The sequence below is a fragment of the Streptomyces odontomachi genome (assembly GCF_024435355.1).
Lineage (GTDB): Bacteria > Actinomycetota > Actinomycetes > Streptomycetales > Streptomycetaceae > Streptomyces > Streptomyces odontomachi.
In genome coordinates this window covers 17,935-36,291 of record NZ_JAMJWG010000019.1, presented here as the reverse complement: position 1 = coordinate 36,291, position 18,357 = coordinate 17,935, and the positions used below count along the sequence as shown (strand labels likewise).

Here is an 18,357-nt window from a genome sequence, read left to right as displayed (position 1 = left end):
ACGGCCCCCGACCCCCTCCGGAGATGCGCATGGCGGCGACGCCGTTCGACTGGATCGACGCGACCGCGCAGCGGCGCCACGCGGCCGGCCTGCACCGCGCGTTGCGCCCGCGGCCGGCCGACTCGGCGCTCCTGGACCTCGCGGGCAACGACTACCTCGGCCTCACCCGGCACCCGGAGGTGACCGGGGCGGCGGCCACGGCGGCCCGGCGATGGGGCGGCGGTGCCACCGGCTCCCGGCTCGTCACCGGCTCGACCGCGCTGCACGCCGAGCTGGAGGCGGAACTGGCCGCGTTCTGCGGCACTCAGGCGGCGCTGGTGCTGGCCTCCGGGTACGCGGCGAACCTCGCGGCCCTCACCGCGCTCGCCCCGCACGGCAGCCTCATCGTCTCGGACGCGGGCAACCACGCCTCGCTGATCGACGGCTGCCGGCTGGCCCGCGGCACCGTGCAGGTCGTGCCGCACCGCGACGTCGAAGCGGTGACGAAGGCGCTCGCCACGCACGCCGGCGGTCCCGAGCCGATCGGCACGGCCCGGCCGGCCGTCGTGGTCACCGACTCGGTGTTCTCCGTCGACGGTGATGCCGCGCCGCTGTCCCCCCTCGCCGCCGCATGCCGTGCCGCGGGCGCCGGTCTCGTCGTCGACGACGCGCACGGGTTCGGCGTGCTGGGGGAGCGGGGCCAGGGGGCGCCGGCTGCGGTCGGGCTCGCGGGCGCCGACGACGTCGTGATCACCCTGACCCTCTCCAAGGCGCTGGGCAGCCAGGGCGGCGTCGTGCTCGGTCCGGCGCGCGTCATCGACCACCTGGTCAACTGCGCACGCACGGTCATCTTCGACACCGGGCTCGCCCCGGCCGCGGTGGGCGCGGCGCGGGCGGCACTCGGCGTGCTGCGCCGCGAACCGGAGCGTGCGGCCGCCGCCCGTGCCGTCGCCACCGAGCTGCACCGGCGGCTCACGGACGCGGGACTCACCGCGGCACGCCCCGACGCCGCCGTGGTCTCCGTCCACGCGCCGTCCCCCGAAGCGGCGGTCCGCTGGGCCGCCGACTGCCGCGCCGCCGGAGTCGCCGTCGGCTGCTTCCGGCCACCCTCGGTACCGGACGACATCAGCCGGCTGCGGCTGACGGCACGGGCGGATGTGACGCAGGAGGAGATCGGGACAGCGGTACGGACCATCGTGGCCACGGCACCGCGGTGACCGCAGCCGCCCTCAGGGCGCGTCGACCGCCCCAGCCGGCGAACCCGGCCGGCCCGGGCTCCGCCGGACGCCCGTCGCCGGCGGCCCCCGCTCGGCGATCGGACCACCGGGCGGTTCTCGCCGCCGCGTGCGGCCGGGGCGGCCGCTGCCGGCGCCGCGCGCACGCCGCCGCGACGCGGGTGCCACCGGCCCGGCAGCACGCGCGCGGCCGCGCTCGCCTGGCCGGCGAGGCACCCTCGGTGGCAGCGGTGCGGGCTGGTCCGGCGGCCGGGGCAGATGCCGCCGACCGGCCGTGCGCGGCGAACCGACGGCCGCCCGTCGAGGTGCCGGCAGCCTCTCCTTGTGCACGCCGTATGGCGCCGGCGTGCACAGGCTGGGGTCGGCTGCGTCTTTTGTCCGCTGGGGTCTTGAGGTCTGTGCGCGGAGTTCGTAGCTTCGCATGATCGGGTCGGTTCGTGCTCCACAGCGGCAGAGGGGATCCGTCCATGGCGGAAGCGGCGGTTCGGCTACGCGGACTGAGCAAGCACTTCGGCCGGATCCACGCCGTCTCGGACGTCGATCTGGACATCGCCGACGGGGAGTTCTTCTCGATGCTGGGGCCGTCTGGCTCGGGCAAGACCACCGTGCTGCGCCTGATCGCCGGCTTCGAGACGCCCACCGCCGGCACCGTCGAGCTGGCCGGCCGTGACGTGACCCGGCTCGCGCCGTTCGAGCGTGACGTGCACACCGTCTTCCAGGACTACGCCCTCTTCCCGCACATGACGGTGGAGCAGAACGTCGCCTACGCCCTGAAGATCCTCAAGGTCCCCAAGGCGGAACGCGCCCGCAGGGCCGGCGAGGCGCTGGACCAGGTACGGCTGGGCGGCTTCGGTGGCCGGCGGCCCGCCAAGCTCTCCGGCGGCCAGCGGCAGCGCGTCGCACTCGCCCGGGCACTCGTCGGGCGTCCCCGCGTCCTGCTCCTGGACGAGCCGCTCGGCGCGCTCGACCTCAAGCTGCGCGAACAGATGCAGTCGGAGCTGAAGCAGATCCAGCGCGACGTCGGCATCACCTTCGTGTTCGTCACCCATGACCAGCAGGAGGCGCTGACGATGAGCGACCGCATCGCCGTCTTCCAGCACGGCCGTATCGAGCAGGTCGGCACCCCGGCGGAGATCTACGAGCGGCCCACGACCGGATTCGTCGCCTCCTTCGTCGGCATCTCCAACCTGCTCACCGCCGAGGCGGCCAAGCGGATCGTCGGCACCAGCGGTACCTACACCATCAGACCCGAGAAGATCCAGGTGCGCGGGGACGGCGCCGTGCCGGACGACCCCGCGCACATCACGGTCAAGGGCACCGTGGTCGACGTCGTCTATCTGGGCGATGTCACCCGTCTCCTGGTTGACCTGGACGCCGGGGGCCGCCTCACCGCGCTGCAACAGAATCTGCGCACGTCGTCCGCGGACGTGGCCGCGCTGCGGGGCACCCGCACCGTCCTGACCTGGCACCGCCAGCACACCGTACGCGTACCGGACTCCGCCTGACGCCGCCTCGGACCCCGGTACCGTCGCCCTCCCCGGTCCTCTCCCCAGTCCTCTCCCCGCCGGTTCCACCCCCGGTCCCGGCAGCCCCGTTCGCCGTCTCCCGTCCGCTCCGAGTCCCCACCCGCTCGTCGCCTCACCCCCTGGAGACATGTCGTGCGCCTGAACCCCACCGTCAAGACCGCCGTCGCCCTCGCGGCCCTCCTCGTCGCCACCGCCTGCGGATCCTCCGACAGCTCCGGCTCCGGCTCGTCGAGCGGCAAAGGGCTCAACCCGCCGGACCTCAAGGCCCAGTCCAAGCTCGGCAAGACCGAAGGCCAGGTCAACCTGATCGCCTGGGCCGGGTACGTCGAGGACGGTTCGAACGACCCGAAGGTCGACTGGGTCAGCGACTTCGAGAAGCAGACCGGCTGTCAGGTCCACTCGAAGACCGCGGCCACCTCCGACGAGATGGTCTCGCTGATGAAGACCGGCGACTACGACGCCGTGTCCGCCTCCGGAGACGCCTCGCTGCGCCTGATCGCCTCAGGCGACGCCGCCCCCGTCAACACCAAGCTGGTGCCCAACTACGCCGATGTCTTCTCCGGGCTGAAGAAACGCGACTGGAACTCGGTCGACGGCGTCCCCTACGGCATCCCGCACGGCCGCGGTGCCAACCTGCTCATGTACAACACCGAGAAGGTCAAGCCGGCACCCACCTCCTGGAAGGCCGTCTTCGACGACGCGCCCGCGCACAAGGGCAAGGTGACCGCCTACGACTCGCCGATCTACATCGCCGACGCCGCGCTGTACCTGAAGGCCACCAAGCCCTCGTTGGGCATCAAGGACCCCTACGCGCTCGACCAGAAGCAGTTCGACGCCTCCGTGGCCCTGATGAAGAAGCAGAACGCGAACATCGGCGAGTACTGGAGCGACTACCTCAAGGAGATCTCCGCCTTCAAGAGCGGCGACTCCGTCATCGGCACCACCTGGCAGGTCATCGCCAACATCGCCCAGGACGAGGGCGCCAAGGTGAAGGCCGTCCTGCCCAGGGAGGGCGCCACCGGTTGGTCCGACACCTGGATGATCTCCGCCAGGGCCAAGCACCCCAACTGCGCCTACAAGTGGCTCGACTGGATCATCTCGCCGAAGGTCAACGCGCAGGTCGCCGAGTACTTCGGCGAGGCGCCCTCGAACGCCAAGGCGTGCGACGAGACCGCCGACAAGAACCACTGCGCGATCTTCCACGCCAGCGACGAGCCGTACTGGAAGAACGTCCACTACTGGACGACCCCGATCGAGCAGTGCCTGGACGGCCGCACCGACGTGAAGTGCGTGCCCTACACCAAGTGGGTGCAGGCCTGGAACGAGATCAAGGGCTGACGCGCCCGTGACCCCTGAGCCCACCGGGCAGACCGCCGGAGCCGTCCGGCGGTCTGCCGGGGCGCTGCACCGGCGGCCCTGGCTGCGTCTGTCGCTGCTGCTCGGCGCCCCGCTGCTGTGGCTGGTCGTGGCCTATCTCGGCGCGCTGGCCGTGCTGTTCCTGTCCGCGTTCTGGACCACCGACTCGTTCACCTCCGAGGTCGTGAAGGTGTGGTCCACGGACAACTTCGCCACGCTGCTGCACGATCCGGTCTACCGCCAGGTCGCGCTGCGCAGCATCGGCGTGGCGCTCGCCGTCACCGCACTGTGCGCCGTGATCGCCTTCCCGATCGCCTTCTACACGGCGCGGGTGGCACGCCCGCGCCGGCGCCCGCTGCTGGTCGTCGCCATCCTCACCCCCCTGTGGGCCAGTTACCTGGTGAAGGTGTACGCCTGGCGGCTCATCCTGTCCTCGAACGGGCCGCTGGACTGGGTGCTCGCGCCCCTCGGCCTCAGCGGGCCCGGCTACGGTCTGACCGCCACCGTGATCGTCCTGACCTATCTGTGGCTGCCCTACATGATCCTGCCGATCCACGCCGGTCTCGAACGCCTGCCGGACGCGTTGCTGGACGCCTCGGCCGACCTCGGCGCCCGCCCGGGACGCACCTTCCGTTCCGTGGTGCTGCCGATGGTGCTGCCGTCGGTGGCGGCCGGGTCCGTCTTCACCTTCTCGCTGAGCCTCGGCGACTACATCACCGTGCAGATCGTGGGCGGCAAGACCCAGCTGATCGGCAATCTCGTCTACGCCAACGTGACGTTGAACCTGCCCCTGGCCGCCGCGCTGGGCACCGTACCCGTGGTCGTGATCCTGCTCTACCTGCTCGCGATGCGCCGCACCGGTGCGCTGAGAAGCCTGTGAGGAGCGCCTGAGCCATGCGCCTGACCCGCACCGCCCGGATCGTGCTGCGCACCGCCGCGGCCCTCGGGTTCGCCGTGCTCTACCTGCCCCTGCTGATCGTCCTGCTGAACTCGCTCAACCCCGACCGCAGCGCCGGCTGGCCACCGCCGGGGCTCACCCTGCACTGGTGGTCGACGGCCTGGCACAACGCCGGTGCGCGTGGCGCGCTGTGGACGTCCGTGCAGGCCGGCCTGGCGGCCACCGCAATCGCGCTGGTGCTCGGCACGCTCGCCGCCTTCGCCGTGCAGCGGCATGCGTTCTTCGGCCGCGAGGCGATCTCGTTCGCTGTGGTACTGCCGATCGCCCTGCCCGGCATCGTCACCGGAATCGCGCTCAACTCCGCCTTCAAGACGGTGCTGGAGCCGCTCGGCGTGGGCCTCGGACTCTTCACCGTGGTCGTCGGGCACGCCACGTTCTGCGTGGTGGTGATCTTCAACAACGTCGTGGCCCGGCTGCGCCGCACCCCCGGCTCCTACGAGGAGGCCGCGATGGACCTGGGCGCGCACACCTTCCGGGTCTTCGCCGACATCACCTTCCCGCTGGTGCGCTCGGCGCTGCTCGCCGGCGGCCTGCTGGCGTTCGCCCTGTCCTTCGACGAGATCGTGGTCACCACGTTCACCGCGGGACCCGGCGTGCAGACCCTGCCGCTGTGGATCTTCGACAACATGGCGCGCCCGCGGCAGGCGCCGATCGTGAACGTGGTGGCCGCCGTGCTGGTGCTGCTGTCCGCCGTCCCGATCTACGCCGCCCAGCGGCTCTCCTCGGACACCGCTTCGGGCGGCCGGCTCTGAGCCGGAGCCGGAGTCGGAGCCGGAGTCGGAGTCGGAGTCGGAGGCCACATGCTGGTGGCGGCCAGGTGGTCGAGGTGGAGCGTTCCCACCCAAACACGGGCGATCGAAACAGAGTTCACCGCAACGAGGGACAGCCGGCGACACTTCTCGGTGGATCGGCGCCCCTGGCCGGCCGCCAGCTGGCAGGGTGGGCGCACAGCACCAGTCCGGGGCCCTCCCGCGCATCTCCGCGATGCCCGAAAGCCCGGCCCCGGTGGGAAAGGGACGACGTCGTCATGGCAGACCTCCAAGAAGCGTCCGTCACCCTGCCGAGCGATCCCGCTTCGGTATCCGCGGCGCGCAGGTACGTCGGCGACGTCCTGGCGCAGTGGGGGCTGCCGCGGGACGCGGAGCTTGCGGAAACGGTCCGGCTCATCCTCTCCGAACTCGCCACCAACGCCGTCCAGCACACGCTCGGCCAGTCGCCCACGTTCACCGTCGACATCGCACTGGAACACGACGAACTCCTGCGCGTCGGCGTCACCGACAGCCATCCGCGCCACCCGAGACGGCTGCCCGCCGCGGTCCAGCAGGACAACGGCCGCGGCATGGCCATCATCCGCTGGCTGCTCGCGGAGCGCGGCGGCCGGCTGGCCGTCGACCCCACCCCCGAGGGCGGCAAGACGGTGTGGATCGCCCTGCCTTGGGCATCCCCCGTGCAGAGCTGACCGGCCACCGGCCCGAGCCTGCGGTGTACCGCTACCCGCCGGAGCCGCGCCCGACGTCGGCGCCGTCGGAACCTCGGGCGGGCACGGCCCCGGTGCGCCGCAGCAGCAACGGCATGGCGCCCCACAGCCCGCAGTGCAGCACCAGCGTGCCGGCACCGGCCGCGATGCCCGCCGCCCGTCCCAGCGTCACGTCCACGACCAGCAGTACCGATCCGGTCAGCGCGAGAGCGAGCGCCACCATGCCGAAGAGGGCCAGCCGCGAGGAGACCCGGACGATCTGCGGCTTGGCGTGCCGTCGGAACAGCGAGCGGTGCAGCGCAGCGGGCGCCATGAAGAGCGCCGCCGCCAGCACCGCGAGCAACAGCGTCGTCACGTAGGTGGCGCGTTGCACGTCGTCGAGGGACGGAAAGCGCGCGGTGAACGCCAGCGCCAGCAGGAAGGCGAAGAGGATCTGCACGCCGGTCTGCGTGACCCGCAGTTCCTGGAGCAGCTCGGAGAAGTTGCGGTCGGCCCGCTCCAGCGGGGTCTCACGGCGGTCCGGCTCGCCCGGGCGGCTGTCGCTGTCGCTCATGGAAGGACTAGTAACCTCCCTGCCCCCACCTCACGCACGGCACCTCGTGCCGCGGTACGGCCACGGGTGGACCGGGGCGGCGTCAGCCCAGCACGCCGGTCAGGGTGCGGGCGAGCACGGCGTCGAACCGGTCGTGGGAGCCGCTGCCGGGCGGGGCGGCGCCGAGCAAGGCGGCGATGCGGGGGTGGTCGCCCGCGGCGGCCATGTGACGGAGATAGGCGGCCTGGCGCACGGCGCCGGTGTCCGCTGCGGCACCTTCGTTCTGCACGAACAGTGCGGTCAGGCCGTTGAGGAGGGCAAAGGCCTCGAGCTTGCGCGCGGGGTCGGCCGGGTGGTCGGCGAGCACGTCGAGCACGTGCTCCAGCACGTCGATCCCGTGCGGGCCGAGCGTGGGGCGGCTCATGACCATGGCGGGCAGCCACGGGTGGCGGCGCATGATCTGCCGGGCCTGGTGGGCGAGGGCGAGCAGGTCGGCCTGCCATGCACCGCTGGGCGGGTGCAGGTCGTATTCGCTCGCGGTGCTGTCGATCATCAGGTCGAGCAGGTCGTCACGGGTGGCCACGTAACGGTAGAGCGAGGCGGCGCCGGTGCCCAGGGCCGATGCGACGCGGCGCATGGACACGGCTTCCAGGCCTTCGCGGTCGGCCAGTTCCACCGCGGCAGCGGTGATCTCGGCGCGGCTGCGCTCGGCCGGGCGTCCGACGGGCGCCTGCTCCGGCCGCAGCCAGATCACCGGCTCCTGCTGTCCTGCCACCGCCACCTCCCTCGTTGCCGCCAGCCTATCTATCGCATACAGTGTTCGCGAACGATGTGCGCGATGTGCGCGATGGGGAGGCGTGATGACGACGCGCTTTGCTCGCAACGGCGAGGTACGGATCGCCTTCGAGGACCTGGGAGGCTCAGGCGGTGACCCGTTGCTGCTGGTCACGGGGCTGGGCACGTCGCGGTTCTGGTGGCCGGACGGTCTGGTGGCCGAGCTGGTCGAGCGCGGCTTCCACGTCGTGGCCTACGACCATCGCGACGCAGGCGAGTCCACCCACCTGCCCGACCGTCCCGTCGGCCCGCCGCTCAAGGCCCTGGTGCAACGCAGGGCTCCGGCCTACCGCGCCGAGGACCTCACCGACGACGCGGTCGCCGTCCTCGACGCACTCGGCTGGGAGCGTGCTCACCTCTTCGGTCACTCGATGGGGGGCCTTGTCGCGCAGCGCACCGCCATCCGGCACCCGAAGCGGGTGCTGAGCCTGACCACCTCCTCGGCGGTCCCCAGCGACGCGAAAGGCCTGAGCGTCCTGCGTTACGTGGGCCTGGCATGTCTCTTCCGCTTCATGCGGCTTCGCCACCCCGACACCCCGCAGGGCAACGTGGACCTGGCCGTGGCCGTCGCCCGGAACCTTGCCGCACCCGGCCAGCTTGTCGACGAGCACGAGGTGCGCGCGTTCGTGGCGAAGGAGGCGGCGCACCAGGTCAGCAGCTTCCGTGACCAGACGGCGCAGAGCCGCCAGATCGGCGCGAAGTGGCACGGCCGGTCGCTCACCCTGATCGCGGCGCCGACCCTGGTACTGCACGGCGAGCACGATCCACTCGTCCGCGTGACGGCCGCGCGTGACATCGCCGACGCCATCCCGGGCGCCCGTCTGTACACCCGGCCCGGCGTCGGACACTTCCTCACCCGCGACGTCTGGGCCGGCTACGCCGACGAGCTGCGCGCCCTCGCCGACCGCGCAGAGGGCCGCGGCACAGCACGGGGGTCGAACGGGTAACCGGCGCCGGCCGCCCGGCACGGTCCGCGTCCCACCGTCTGTTCGTCCCGCTGGACAACACGGGGGAGGCCGCCTCTTTATGGCACTCCCTCACCCTGAAACCCGACACGCTCGACTGACGCCACGTCAGGAGAGATCGCGGGCAAGAGGCACCCGGGCGCACCTGCGCATTCGATCGGTGAGATTCACCTGATCCACCCGCTGCACACGAGTGAGCCACCGTTTGCGCTCACCAGATGCACTAACGGGCCGCCGGCGTCCATAAGTGGCGGCATGGACGACGGGCACGGCACCGCAGGGGCGGAGGAATGTGAATGACGACGCCTTACATATGACCACGGCATCTGGGGATCACGCTTTGCCCCTGTTGGGGCACCGGCTACCGTGACGGCGTGCACGCGTAGCGCGATGGGTCGCTGCGGTCCCGTGCGTGCGACCCGAGGAAGTGCCATTCATGTACGGCATCGCCGACGAGCGGGAGTTCGTCGAGAGCGAACCGTACTGGCTGCCCGGAGGTGCGGGGACGTCCCCGGTGCGGCTCGGCCGCGCCACGGCCCGCCGAGGTTCGGACCGGCCGGAGTGCCGGGGCCCACCAGTGGTGAGCGGCTGCTCGGCCCGCGTGGCAGCGGTGGGTTCCCACGACGGGGTAGGCCATGAGGCCGACCGTGCGTCCGGCAACCTCGTGGCGGGCTCGCCCACGTCCCCCTGCACCGCACGCCGTGCTGCACCCCCGTCATGTCGGCGACGGCACGGGCGGTCTCCCACCTTGCCCGCGAACTCCCCCATACCCGTGAGGAACCGATGACCACGCTGATACAGGACGTGGTGCTGTGGGCGCCGACCGGCGGCATGATCGCCGTTGGCGCGGTCGCGCTGCGTTACCACAAGAAGGCGGTCGAGCACGGTGGCCGCGTCACGGCGCTCAAGGCCCAGGTGGCCGAGGCCGAACGGCGGGCGGCCGAGGCCGAGCGGCAGGTGGCCGTCCGCGACGAGGAGGCCACGCACCTCGCCGAGTACCGGCTGCCCGCCCTCGTGCACGCCCTGCAAGACGGCACCGGCGACCTCTCCTCCGCCGGTGAACCGCTGCACTCGGAGATGGCCGGGACCAGTGCCGGCAGCGCCTATCTCACGGTGCTCCAGCAGGTGGACTCCGTGGCGTCGACGGCCATCGAGCGGGCCGACGCGGCATCACGCGCGGCCGTGCAGGCCGTCACGCGCTCCGTCCAGGCGCTGGTCTACGAACAGCAGGCCGCCATCACCAAACTGCTGGACACCGAGCACGACGAGAAGCTGCTGGAGCTGATCCAGCCCATCGACCACACGGGCAACCAACTGGCGCGCCGTCTCCAGATCCTCGGCGTGCTGACGGGGATGTGGCCCGGGCGGCAGCGCGAGGACGTGCCGCTGCTGGACGCGGTGCGGGGCGGCGTGTCCAGGATCCGGGACTTCCACCGGGTGAAGGTCCCCAACCAGTCGTCGCACTGGGTCGCCAGCCGGTTCGTCGAGCCCGTCGTGCTGGCGGTCGCGGAGCTGCTGGACAACGCCGCACGGCACAGCGCCCCCACCACTCCGGTGGAGGTCAGCTTCCTGGAGGCCCACCACGGCGTCAGCATCGAGATCCACGACGCCGGTGCGGGGATGAGCCCGGAGGCCCGCGCCCTGGCGGCCCGCCGGCTGACCGGGATCGACACGGTCCGCCTCACCGAGCTGCGGGTGCCACCCAGCTTCGGCCACCTCGGGGTCGGCCAGCTCGCCGCCAAGTACGGGTTCCGCGTCTCGATCGACGAAGAGCACTCCATCCACGGCGGGGTGCGTGTGGTGATGCACCTGCCCCGTGCGCTGCTCGCCAGCCCCGGCACCGACCGCAGGCCCGAGCCGGCCGCCCCTGCCTACGCTGCCGCACCGGATCGCGAACGCCCGCCGGCGCCGGCGCCCAGGCAGGCGCCGACGCAAGCGCAAACGCCCGCGCCCGCCGTCGAGGAGTACCCGGTGGCCGAGGACGGCCTGCCGGTGCGCCGGCGATCCCCTGCCCGCAGGCCCCACCCCACCCGACCGGCGGCCGTCCCACCGTCGCCCGGTTCGGGCCAGAACCTGGCCGCTTTCGCCCGTGGCACCCAGGCCGCCCGTACCCCCGATGAGGAGACATCGTGACCAAGAGCCCTGACGTGAGCTGGATCCTGGACGAGCTGGTGAAGGCGCCGCACGCCCGGCATGCCGTGCTGCTCTCCGCCGACGGGTTGCAGCGGGCGGCGTCCCAGGGGGTCCACACGGACATGGCCGACCGGGTCTCCGCGATCGCCTCGGGCATGCAGTCGCTCAGCCGGAACGGTGCCGACTTCGTCAGCGAGCAGGAAACCGCCTGGCAGCAGACGATGGTGCAGTTCGAAGACGGCTTCCTCTTCGTCATCGCCGCCGCCGACGGTGCCTATCTGGTGGCCTCGGCCGGGCCCCAGGTCGACATCTCCGCCTTCTCGTACGACATGGCCAAGATGGTGTCACGCCTCGGGGACGAGCTGGTGGTCGAACCACGTCAGCAGCAGGCCGGACGCCCATGAGCGCGGCACGGCACGGCGGCGATCGGCTGGTGCGGACCTATGTGGTAACCGGCGGTCGCTCGCGCGCAAGCCGTAACCACTTCGATCACGTCACCCTCGTCTCCCTCTCCGACACCGCTGCCCAACTCGGCCGTGCCCAGCTCGCCCCCGAGCACACCGAGATCCTCGAGACGCTGGCCCGCGGTGCCCAGTCGGTCGCCGAGCTCGCCGCACTGCTGCGGCTGCCGGTGAGCGTGGTCCGCATCCTGCTGGCCGACCTCATGGACTCCGGGCACATCAGCACCGGACCCCGCATCACCACGACTCCGGAAACCGACCGCCGCACGCTGCTGGAGGATGTCCTTGCCGGCCTTCGCCGCCTCTGAAGACCCACCGATCCTGCGCGGCGACGAGCGGACCGCGAAGATCCTCGTCGCCGGACACTTCGGCGCCGGGAAGACCACGCTGGTCCACTGCCTGTCGCAGATCCGGCCCGTCAGCACCGAGGAGGTGATGACGAGCGCCGCCGAGGGCATCGACAGCACCGATCTGCCCCACAAGACCACCACCACGGTGGCCATGGACTTCGGCCGCCTGTCCCTGACGGACGACCTCGTCCTGTACCTGTTCGGCGCGCCCGGCCAGCCACGCTTCTACCCCGTCCTGGAGGACCTCGCCGTCGGCGCGCTCGGCGCGCTGGTCCTCGCCGACAGCAGACGGCTGGCCGAGACCTACCCCATCCTGCAACTCGTCGAGGACCTCGGCCTGCCCTACACCGTCGCCATCAACCGCTTCGACGGCGCACCGCACATCCCCGAGCAGCGGCTGCGCGAGGTCATGGACCTCGCCGAAGAGACCCCGCTGGTGATGTGTGACGCCCGTGACCGGCCCAGTTCACGCGATGCGCTGATCGTCCTCGTCAGCTATCTGCTGACCCTCGTCCCGGAGCCCGCCCGATGACCGCACCGACCGAGGCCGCCGGCCCGCCGCCGATCCACGGGGAGGCCTTCAGCGCCGACCCGCACGCCGTCTACGACCGGCTGCGCGCGCAGGGGCCGATCGTGCCCGTGGAGATCTCCCCCGGGGTCTACGGATACCTGGCCGTCAGCTACCGGGCGGCCGTTCACCTGCTGCGCAACACGCCGGCCCGGTTCGCCAAGGACCCGGCTCACTGGGCGGCGCTGCGGAACGGAGAGGTGCCTCAGGACAGCCCGGCACGGATGATGATGCAGCCGCGCGACAACGCGTTGTGGAAGGACGGCCCCGAGCACGCCCGGCTGCGCCGCGCGATCACCAACAGCCTGGCCCGGGTGGACACGCACGCGCTGGTCGAGTCCGTCGCCCGGATCGCCGACCGGCTCATCGACACCTTCGCCGGGGACGGCAGGGCCGATCTGATCGCGCAGTACGCGGACCCGCTGCCGATGCTCACCGTGATCGACATGTTCGGGTGCCCCGCCGGCATCGGCGAGCGCATCGTGCATTCCGTCAGCAGGCTGTTCGAAGCCGGCGCCGACGCCGCCCAGGCCAACGCCGACCTGGAGTCCGCCTGTCTGGAGCTGACGTACCTCAAGAGGATCCGCCCGGTCCGGGACGTCACCAGTCACCTGATCGTCGAGGGGCTCAGCGAAGCCGAGATGGTCCAGACGATCCTGCTGATCATCGGTGCCGCGGCGCCCCCGACCAGCAGTCACATCGGCTACGGCCTGCGGCGCGTGCTCACCGACCCGAGCTTCGCAGGAAGCGTCCACGACGGCGTCCGGCCGGTCTCCGACGCCCTCGAAGAGATCCTGTGGGACAACCCGCCCATCCCCAACTACTGCCCGCTGTACGCCCTGGGCGAGCAGCAGTTCGAGGGCGTCCACCTGGCGCCCGGCTACCCGATCCTCGTCAGCTTCGCCGCCGCCAACGGCGACCCCGCCCTGAAGGTCCCGCCCGGTGCACGCGCCGGCAACCGCGGTCACCTCGGCTTCTCCGCGGGCGTGCACGCCTGCCCGGCACCCGACCTGGCCCGCGTGATCGCCGAAACCGCCCTGGAACGCGCTCTCGACCGGCTCCCGGGCCTCGACCTCGCCGTCCCCGACGGCGACCTGCGCAACAAGCCCGGCACCTTCCTGGCCGGCCTGACCTCGCTGCCCGTCATTTTCTAGCGCGCCACGAGTTGCTTTGCGTCCGCAGCTCCGAGATCGTCCGACTCGCCGCCATCGGAAGGTGACCTCCATGACCGCCCAGAGCGCCGACTCCGGTTGCCCCTACCAGCTCGACCCCGCCGCCGCCGACATCCACGCAGAGGCCTCGGCACTGCGGGCGCGTGGCCCCGCCACCCGCGTCGTCCTTCCCGGTGGCATCCCCGCCTGGTCGGTCACCGACCCCCACCTCATACGGCGCCTGCTCACCCACCCGGACATCTCCAAGGACGCCCACCAGCACTGGCCCGCGTACATCCGCAAGGAGATCCCCGAGGACTGGCCCCTGCGGATCTGGGTCGACGTCCGCAACGCCCTCTCCTCCTACGGCAGCGAGCACCGCCGGCTGCGCCGCCCGCTGGCCGCCGCGTTCAGCACCCGGCGGGTGCGCGCGCTGGCGCCGCAGATCGAGAGGATCACCCGCACCCTCCTCGACGAGCTGCACACCGCCGGCCCCGACGAAGTCGTGGACCTGCGGGCCCGCTTCGCCTGGCGGCTTCCGCTCCTCGTCGTCAACAGCGTGCTCGGCGTCCCCGACCATCTGCACGACGCGTTCCGTGACGCGATCGGTGACCTGTTCGCCACCGATCTCTCCCCCGAGGCGGCACAGGCGGCACCGGTACGGGTCTACGCACTCATCGACGAGCTGCTCGCCCACAAGCGCCGGCACCCCGTGGACGACGTGACCAGTGCGCTCATCACCGCACACACCGCCGGGGAGCTCACCGACCGGGAGCTCGCCGACAGTCTGGTGCTGCTCATCGGCGCCGGCCACGAGACCACCGTGAACCTGCTCGACCACGCCGTGGTCGACCTCCTGAGCTACCCCGACCAGCACGCCCTGGCCACGACGGGCCGAACGCCCTGGGAACACGTCGTGGAGGAGGCGCTGCGCCACCAGGCGCCCATCGCGACGATCATCCTGCGCTTCCCGGTCCACGACGTGGTCGACGAGCCCACCGGCCTGGTCTTCGCGCAGGGCGACGCCATCGCCGTCAACTACGCGGCCGCCGGACGCGATCCGCAGGTCCACGGCCCGGACGCCGACCGGTTCGACATCACGCGCGGCACCGCACGCGAGCATCTCTCCTTCGGTCACGGGGTCCACCTGTGCGTCGGTGCGGAGCTTGCCCGTATCGAGGCGTGCATCGCCCTCGCGGCGCTGTTCGCCCGCTTCCCCGAGATGCGGCTGGCCGTCGAGCCCGATCGGCTCCCACCCCTCCCCAGTCTCATCTCCAACGGCCACCAGCACCTGCCCGTCCTGCTCGGCACCCCGGCACCCTGACCCGATCGGCCGGTCCGGCGGCGCTGCCCCCGCCGCGCTACCCGACGGGGCGCAGACGCACCGGGAGCTCCTGGTGCCCGTTGCTGATGAGGGTGGGTACCGGCCGCAAGGTGTCGGCCGGTACCGCCAGTGACAGGTCGGGGAAGCGCCCGAACAGCTGGCGCAGGGCTTCCGCGACTTCGAGGCGGGCCAGGGGTGCGCCGAGGCAGAAGTGCACGCCGTAACCGAACGTCAGGTGGTCCTTGACCGCACGGGTGATGTCGAAGGCGTCGGCGTCCGGCCCGTGCCACGCCGGGTGCCGGTTGGCTGCCGCGTAGGCGGCGAGGACGGGTTCTCCGGCGGATATCACCCGGCCGTCGGGCAGGTCGACGTCGGTGACGGCGAAGCGCAGCGGCAGGTACTTGATGGCGGGCTCGTGGCGGAGGGTCTCCTCCACCACGTCCTCCCAGCCGGCCTGGCCGGTGCGGACGAGGTGAAGCTGGTCCGGAGCCGTCAGCATCGAGAAGACGGCCTGGTCGATGACGTTGGCGGTGGTCTCGTACCCGGCGTTGATCATCAGGATCAGCGTGTCGCGCAGTTCGTCGTCGGTGAAGCCGCTGCCGTCCGTCTCCTCGTCGCGTGCCGCGATGAGCAGGGAGGTCATGTCGTCGCCGGGATCGCTGCGCTTGGTGGCTATCAGTTCCTCGGTGGCCTTGAAGAGCCGTGCGGTGTTGGCCTGCGCCTGTGCCGGCGTGAGCGTGCTGTCGAAGACGCGGTCGACGATCTCGCGGAAGGTGTCCTGCCGGCCCCGGGGCACACCCATCAGGTGCCCGATCACGTTGACGGGCAACGGGTAGGCCAGCCGTTCACGCAGGTCCACCACCTCGCTCGCGGGCGCCGCCGCAAGGTCGTCGAGCAAATCGGTGACCATGGCCTCGATGGTCGGCTTCAGCCGGGCGATGCGGCGGGCGCGACCATCCGACGTAATCTGCGGTGGTCGGCGCCGTAGGCGGTGAGCATGCTCTGCACCTCGATCCACACGGCGAGCGGCCACGTTCTGACGGTCTGCTGGAACGCCGGATAGTGAGCACGGGCGTTCTTGGAGACATCGGGGCTGGTGAGCAGGGTCTTGAGGAGGACGGGGTCGCTGACCGCCCAGGCCCGCAGGCCGAGGACGTCCACGCGGGTGGCCGGGCCACGTGCCCGCAGGGCCCGGTACTCCGCGTGCCGGTCGGCACCGGCGGGATCGATGACGAAGGGAAGGGGCTGGGACATGCCGTTTCTCTCTTCTCGTGGGGACCTCGGTGGCGTGCCGGGGCAGCAGGGGGCCTCGCGGGCACGCCGAACCGGGCTCGCTCGCCCTGTCCGTCGGACGCGGGGGCCGGATGGGGGCGGGGGAGCCTGGGGAGAGGAAGTCTGTGGTGAGGCGGCCGGGCCCCGGGCGGTGCCCTGGTGGTCCGGCGGGGCCTGTCCGCTGACGTGTCGGGTCGCCCGGTCACGCCGGACGCCGCGGGCCCGACGACGGTGCGCGGGCCCGGCGGCGGCGGTCAGGCAGGCCCTGACCGAACGGGTGTCGGACGGTCAGCCGGCCCTGGTCGAACGGCCGGAAGATGCTCAGCCGAACTGGCCGGGCTGGTAGTCACCGGCAGGCTGCTGGTTGATGACGTTGATGCGGTTGTAGGTGTTGATGATGGCGATGAGGGAGATGAGGGCGACGAGCTGCTCCTCGTCGAAGTGCTTGGCGGCGTTCGCCCAGGCCTCGTCGGTGACGCCACCGGCCGCGTCGGCGATGCGGGTGCCCTGCTCGGCCAGTTCCAGCGCGGCGCGCTCGGCCTCGGTGAAGACCGTGGCCTCGCGCCAGGCCGCGACCAGATGGAGGCGCTGCGTGGTCTCTCCCGCGTGGGCGGCGTCCTTGGTGTGCATGTCGGTGCAGAAGCCGCAGCCGTTGATCTGGCTCGCGCGGATCTTCACCAGCTCCTGGAGCGCGGTCGGCAGGGTTGAGTCCGTCACCGCCTTGCCGGCCGAGTTGATGTGCCTGAGCACCTTTCCGGCGAGCGGGTTGCCGAAGTAGTTGAGACGCGATTCCACGGTGATCTCCTTGCCGTGTTGCGGATACACCTGACTGACCGTGGCCGCCGGCCAGGTGTGACAGGCCAGCGGTGTGACGTGCGTCTCAGACCGCGGGTCGATCGTCACGGGTGTGGCGCTAGGCTCGGGTGAACAGACCCGGACCCGGTGGACAGACCCGGAAGAGATTGCGAGCCGCGCCGTGATACGAGACCTCTACAATGTGCGGTTGCAGCCTGCGGAGGGCGGCCCCACACCGCTGACGGAAGAGGAGGAGCAGCGCTTCCGGGCCGTGTTGTTCAGCGAACTCGGCAACAAGATCGCCGACCAGGGCTGGGCGAGGTTCCCGGCGTACACGCCTCAGGAGCGGCGCCGGCTGGTCGACGTCGCGCAGCGCCTCGCCGCCCACTGGGAACAGCAGGTGTTCGTCGAGGCCGAGGATCCGTGCCGGATGCGGCTCTGCCTCGCCGGGTACCGGACGCAGCCGGAGACGCTGCCGGCGCGCCCCTGAGACCAGCCGGCCCGCTCCCGGGGCCGACGAGGGTCACGGGCTCAACGGCGTGATTCAGCCGAGGCCGTCTCGCCAGCCGTCCGATGGACTCACACGGCCTGGCGCCGGTAGCCCTCGGCCATCTTCTTGTCCAGTGCGGCCCGCACCAGTGCGGCGGCGAACGCGGCGGGTCCCTTGTCCTCGGCGAGGCGGGACAACGCGGCCTCGTCCTCCGGGAGCCCCAGCCGGCGCGCGCCCTGCACCACCTTCGGGTCCAGGTAGGGCGCCACTTCCGGCCAGATCGCCTGCACCTCGCGCAGGAAGATGTCGGCACCCGTCGGACCGAGGCCCGGGACGCGTTGCAGTTGCCGGCGCAGGGCGGTGAGGTCGCCGTCCGCCTGCTTGCGCAGTCGCCGCAGGTCGCCGCCCCACTCGTCGAGGATCAGCTGGGCGCCCTCACCGAGTTGGGTCGCGGTGCGCTCGTCGTAGCGGCGGTAGCCGCCCCTGCCCAGCGCGTCCACCCGTTCCTGCCGGCCGGACTGCGCCATGCTGCGCGCATCCCGCAGCCCCGCGTCGGCGAGCGCGCGGGAGGTCGCCACGGCGATGGAACTGCGGATCCGGGCGCTGAGCAGGCAGGACAGCACGAGCGTGCGGTACAGCGGTTGGGGTGTGTCGGCGAGCCGGATGCCCGCCTCCTGCGCGTAGGTACGTCCCTCGTGGGCGAGCAGTTCCTCGATCACTCGCTGCTGAGCGGGCATGTCCGCGATCCTCCTCCGGATACGCGTACGGGCGCGGTTCGCACGCGGCCCGTTCGCCGCGCCGGTACCGGTGGGGACGCGGTACCTGCGGGGACGGTGGACGTCGGTCGTCGGCTTCGGGTCGCGCGCATGGCGGGTGCCCGGGCCCGGCCGCGGAAAACGTCGGGTGCGTCCGGTCGGCCGGCGACCACACGGGCGGCCTTGCGGGGACGCC

Annotated in this window: 18 protein-coding genes and 1 pseudogene; 14 read left to right on the top strand and 5 right to left on the bottom strand. The window is 71.8% G+C overall.

Annotated elements, in window-relative coordinates; genetic code table 11:
* Positions 1-29: 29 nt before the first annotated feature.
* The 6 genes from NQO67_RS31800 (at position 30) to NQO67_RS31775 (ending at position 6,513) form a co-directional block, all read left to right on the top strand.
* Positions 30-1,196: an 8-amino-7-oxononanoate synthase gene (locus NQO67_RS31800; protein ID WP_255953813.1), complete on the top strand. Its 1,167-nt coding sequence runs from the start codon at positions 30-32 to the stop codon at positions 1,194-1,196.
* Between the two features lie 485 nt (positions 1,197-1,681).
* Positions 1,682-2,719, top strand: coding sequence for an ABC transporter ATP-binding protein (locus NQO67_RS31795; RefSeq protein WP_255953812.1), 1,038 nt, complete (start codon positions 1,682-1,684; stop codon positions 2,717-2,719).
* A gap of 153 nt (positions 2,720-2,872) precedes the next feature.
* A complete protein-coding gene (locus NQO67_RS31790; protein ID WP_255953811.1) occupies positions 2,873-4,078 on the top strand; it encodes an ABC transporter substrate-binding protein in 1,206 nt (401 codons plus the stop codon).
* Between the two features lie 7 nt (positions 4,079-4,085).
* Positions 4,086-4,976, top strand: coding sequence for an ABC transporter permease (locus NQO67_RS31785; RefSeq protein WP_255953810.1), 891 nt, complete (start codon positions 4,086-4,088; stop codon positions 4,974-4,976).
* Between the two features lie 14 nt (positions 4,977-4,990).
* The gene (locus NQO67_RS31780) at positions 4,991-5,806 is read left to right on the top strand and encodes an ABC transporter permease (RefSeq protein WP_255953809.1); all 816 of its coding nucleotides are present in this window, start codon (positions 4,991-4,993) and stop codon (positions 5,804-5,806) included.
* Positions 5,807-6,081: 275 nt separating this feature from the next.
* Positions 6,082-6,513, top strand: a complete 432-nt coding sequence (locus NQO67_RS31775) for an ATP-binding protein (RefSeq protein ID WP_255953808.1) — start codon at positions 6,082-6,084, stop codon at positions 6,511-6,513.
* Positions 6,514-6,544: 31 nt separating this feature from the next.
* On the opposite strand, the gene NQO67_RS31770 is transcribed toward NQO67_RS31775, so the two are convergent.
* Both NQO67_RS31770 and NQO67_RS31765 read right to left on the bottom strand, forming a co-directional pair.
* A complete protein-coding gene (locus tag NQO67_RS31770; RefSeq protein WP_255953807.1) occupies positions 6,545-7,084 on the bottom strand; it encodes a DUF6328 family protein in 540 nt (179 codons plus the stop codon).
* An 82-nt stretch (positions 7,085-7,166) separates the two neighbouring features.
* On the bottom strand, positions 7,167-7,838 hold the full coding sequence (locus tag NQO67_RS31765; RefSeq protein WP_255953806.1) for a TetR/AcrR family transcriptional regulator: 672 nt from the start codon (positions 7,836-7,838) through the stop codon (positions 7,167-7,169).
* Between the two features lie 85 nt (positions 7,839-7,923).
* On the opposite strand from NQO67_RS31765, the gene NQO67_RS31760 reads away from it, so the two are divergent.
* The 7 genes from NQO67_RS31760 (at position 7,924) to NQO67_RS31730 (ending at position 14,849) form a co-directional block, all read left to right on the top strand.
* Complete coding sequence (locus NQO67_RS31760; RefSeq protein WP_255953805.1) at positions 7,924-8,844, top strand: alpha/beta fold hydrolase; 921 nt, start codon at positions 7,924-7,926, stop codon at positions 8,842-8,844.
* Positions 8,845-9,645: 801 nt separating this feature from the next.
* Positions 9,646-10,995, top strand: coding sequence for an ATP-binding protein (locus tag NQO67_RS31755; RefSeq protein ID WP_255953804.1), 1,350 nt, complete (start codon positions 9,646-9,648; stop codon positions 10,993-10,995).
* The gene (locus NQO67_RS31750; protein WP_255953803.1) at positions 10,992-11,399 is read left to right on the top strand and encodes a roadblock/LC7 domain-containing protein; all 408 of its coding nucleotides are present in this window, start codon (positions 10,992-10,994) and stop codon (positions 11,397-11,399) included. The genes NQO67_RS31755 and NQO67_RS31750 overlap by 4 nt, the downstream gene beginning before the upstream one ends.
* Positions 11,396-11,764: a DUF742 domain-containing protein gene (locus tag NQO67_RS31745; RefSeq protein ID WP_255953802.1), complete on the top strand. Its 369-nt coding sequence runs from the start codon at positions 11,396-11,398 to the stop codon at positions 11,762-11,764. Before NQO67_RS31750 ends, NQO67_RS31745 begins: the two co-directional genes overlap by 4 nt.
* Positions 11,736-12,338 (top strand): GTP-binding protein, encoded by a 603-nt coding sequence (locus NQO67_RS31740; RefSeq protein WP_255953801.1) that lies wholly within the window; start codon positions 11,736-11,738, stop codon positions 12,336-12,338. The genes NQO67_RS31745 and NQO67_RS31740 overlap by 29 nt, the downstream gene beginning before the upstream one ends.
* Entirely contained in the window at positions 12,335-13,528 is a 1,194-nt protein-coding gene (locus tag NQO67_RS31735; RefSeq protein ID WP_255953800.1) for a cytochrome P450 family protein, read from the top strand. The genes NQO67_RS31740 and NQO67_RS31735 overlap by 4 nt, the downstream gene beginning before the upstream one ends.
* A gap of 70 nt (positions 13,529-13,598) precedes the next feature.
* Complete coding sequence (locus tag NQO67_RS31730; protein ID WP_255953799.1) at positions 13,599-14,849, top strand: cytochrome P450 family protein; 1,251 nt, start codon at positions 13,599-13,601, stop codon at positions 14,847-14,849.
* Positions 14,850-14,886: 37 nt separating this feature from the next.
* On the opposite strand, the pseudogene NQO67_RS31725 reads toward NQO67_RS31730, so the two are convergent.
* A pseudogene (locus tag NQO67_RS31725) lies at positions 14,887-16,103 on the bottom strand (cytochrome P450 family protein).
* A 339-nt stretch (positions 16,104-16,442) separates the two neighbouring features.
* Positions 16,443-16,916: a carboxymuconolactone decarboxylase family protein gene (locus NQO67_RS31720; RefSeq protein ID WP_255953798.1), complete on the bottom strand. Its 474-nt coding sequence runs from the start codon at positions 16,914-16,916 to the stop codon at positions 16,443-16,445.
* Positions 16,917-17,118: 202 nt separating this feature from the next.
* Between NQO67_RS31720 and NQO67_RS31715 the strand changes: the two genes are divergently transcribed.
* Complete coding sequence (locus NQO67_RS31715; RefSeq protein WP_255953797.1) at positions 17,119-17,406, top strand: hypothetical protein; 288 nt, start codon at positions 17,119-17,121, stop codon at positions 17,404-17,406.
* A gap of 89 nt (positions 17,407-17,495) precedes the next feature.
* On the opposite strand, the gene NQO67_RS31710 is transcribed toward NQO67_RS31715, so the two are convergent.
* Positions 17,496-18,143: an HhH-GDP family DNA glycosylase gene (locus tag NQO67_RS31710; RefSeq protein ID WP_255953796.1), complete on the bottom strand. Its 648-nt coding sequence runs from the start codon at positions 18,141-18,143 to the stop codon at positions 17,496-17,498.
* Positions 18,144-18,357: the final 214 nt, after the last annotated feature.

What these genes read in the sequence shown, in the direction of transcription:
- NQO67_RS31800 (WP_255953813.1), top strand. Translation starts at nt 30, where the DNA reads ATGGCGGCGACGCCGTTCGACTGGATCGACGCGACCGCGCAGCGGCGC.
- NQO67_RS31795 (WP_255953812.1), top strand. Translation starts at nt 1,682, where the DNA reads ATGGCGGAAGCGGCGGTTCGGCTACGCGGACTGAGCAAGCACTTCGGC.
- NQO67_RS31780 (WP_255953809.1), top strand. Translation starts at nt 4,991, where the DNA reads ATGCGCCTGACCCGCACCGCCCGGATCGTGCTGCGCACCGCCGCGGCC.
- NQO67_RS31775 (WP_255953808.1), top strand. Translation starts at nt 6,082, where the DNA reads ATGGCAGACCTCCAAGAAGCGTCCGTCACCCTGCCGAGCGATCCCGCT.
- NQO67_RS31770 (WP_255953807.1), bottom strand. Translation starts at nt 7,084, where the DNA reads ATGAGCGACAGCGACAGCCGCCCGGGCGAGCCGGACCGCCGTGAGACC.
- NQO67_RS31760 (WP_255953805.1), top strand. Translation starts at nt 7,924, where the DNA reads ATGACGACGCGCTTTGCTCGCAACGGCGAGGTACGGATCGCCTTCGAG.
- NQO67_RS31755 (WP_255953804.1), top strand. Translation starts at nt 9,646, where the DNA reads ATGACCACGCTGATACAGGACGTGGTGCTGTGGGCGCCGACCGGCGGC.
- NQO67_RS31745 (WP_255953802.1), top strand. Translation starts at nt 11,396, where the DNA reads ATGAGCGCGGCACGGCACGGCGGCGATCGGCTGGTGCGGACCTATGTG.
- NQO67_RS31740 (WP_255953801.1), top strand. Translation starts at nt 11,736, where the DNA reads ATGTCCTTGCCGGCCTTCGCCGCCTCTGAAGACCCACCGATCCTGCGC.
- NQO67_RS31735 (WP_255953800.1), top strand. Translation starts at nt 12,335, where the DNA reads ATGACCGCACCGACCGAGGCCGCCGGCCCGCCGCCGATCCACGGGGAG.
- NQO67_RS31730 (WP_255953799.1), top strand. Translation starts at nt 13,599, where the DNA reads ATGACCGCCCAGAGCGCCGACTCCGGTTGCCCCTACCAGCTCGACCCC.
- NQO67_RS31710 (WP_255953796.1), bottom strand. Translation starts at nt 18,143, where the DNA reads ATGCCCGCTCAGCAGCGAGTGATCGAGGAACTGCTCGCCCACGAGGGA.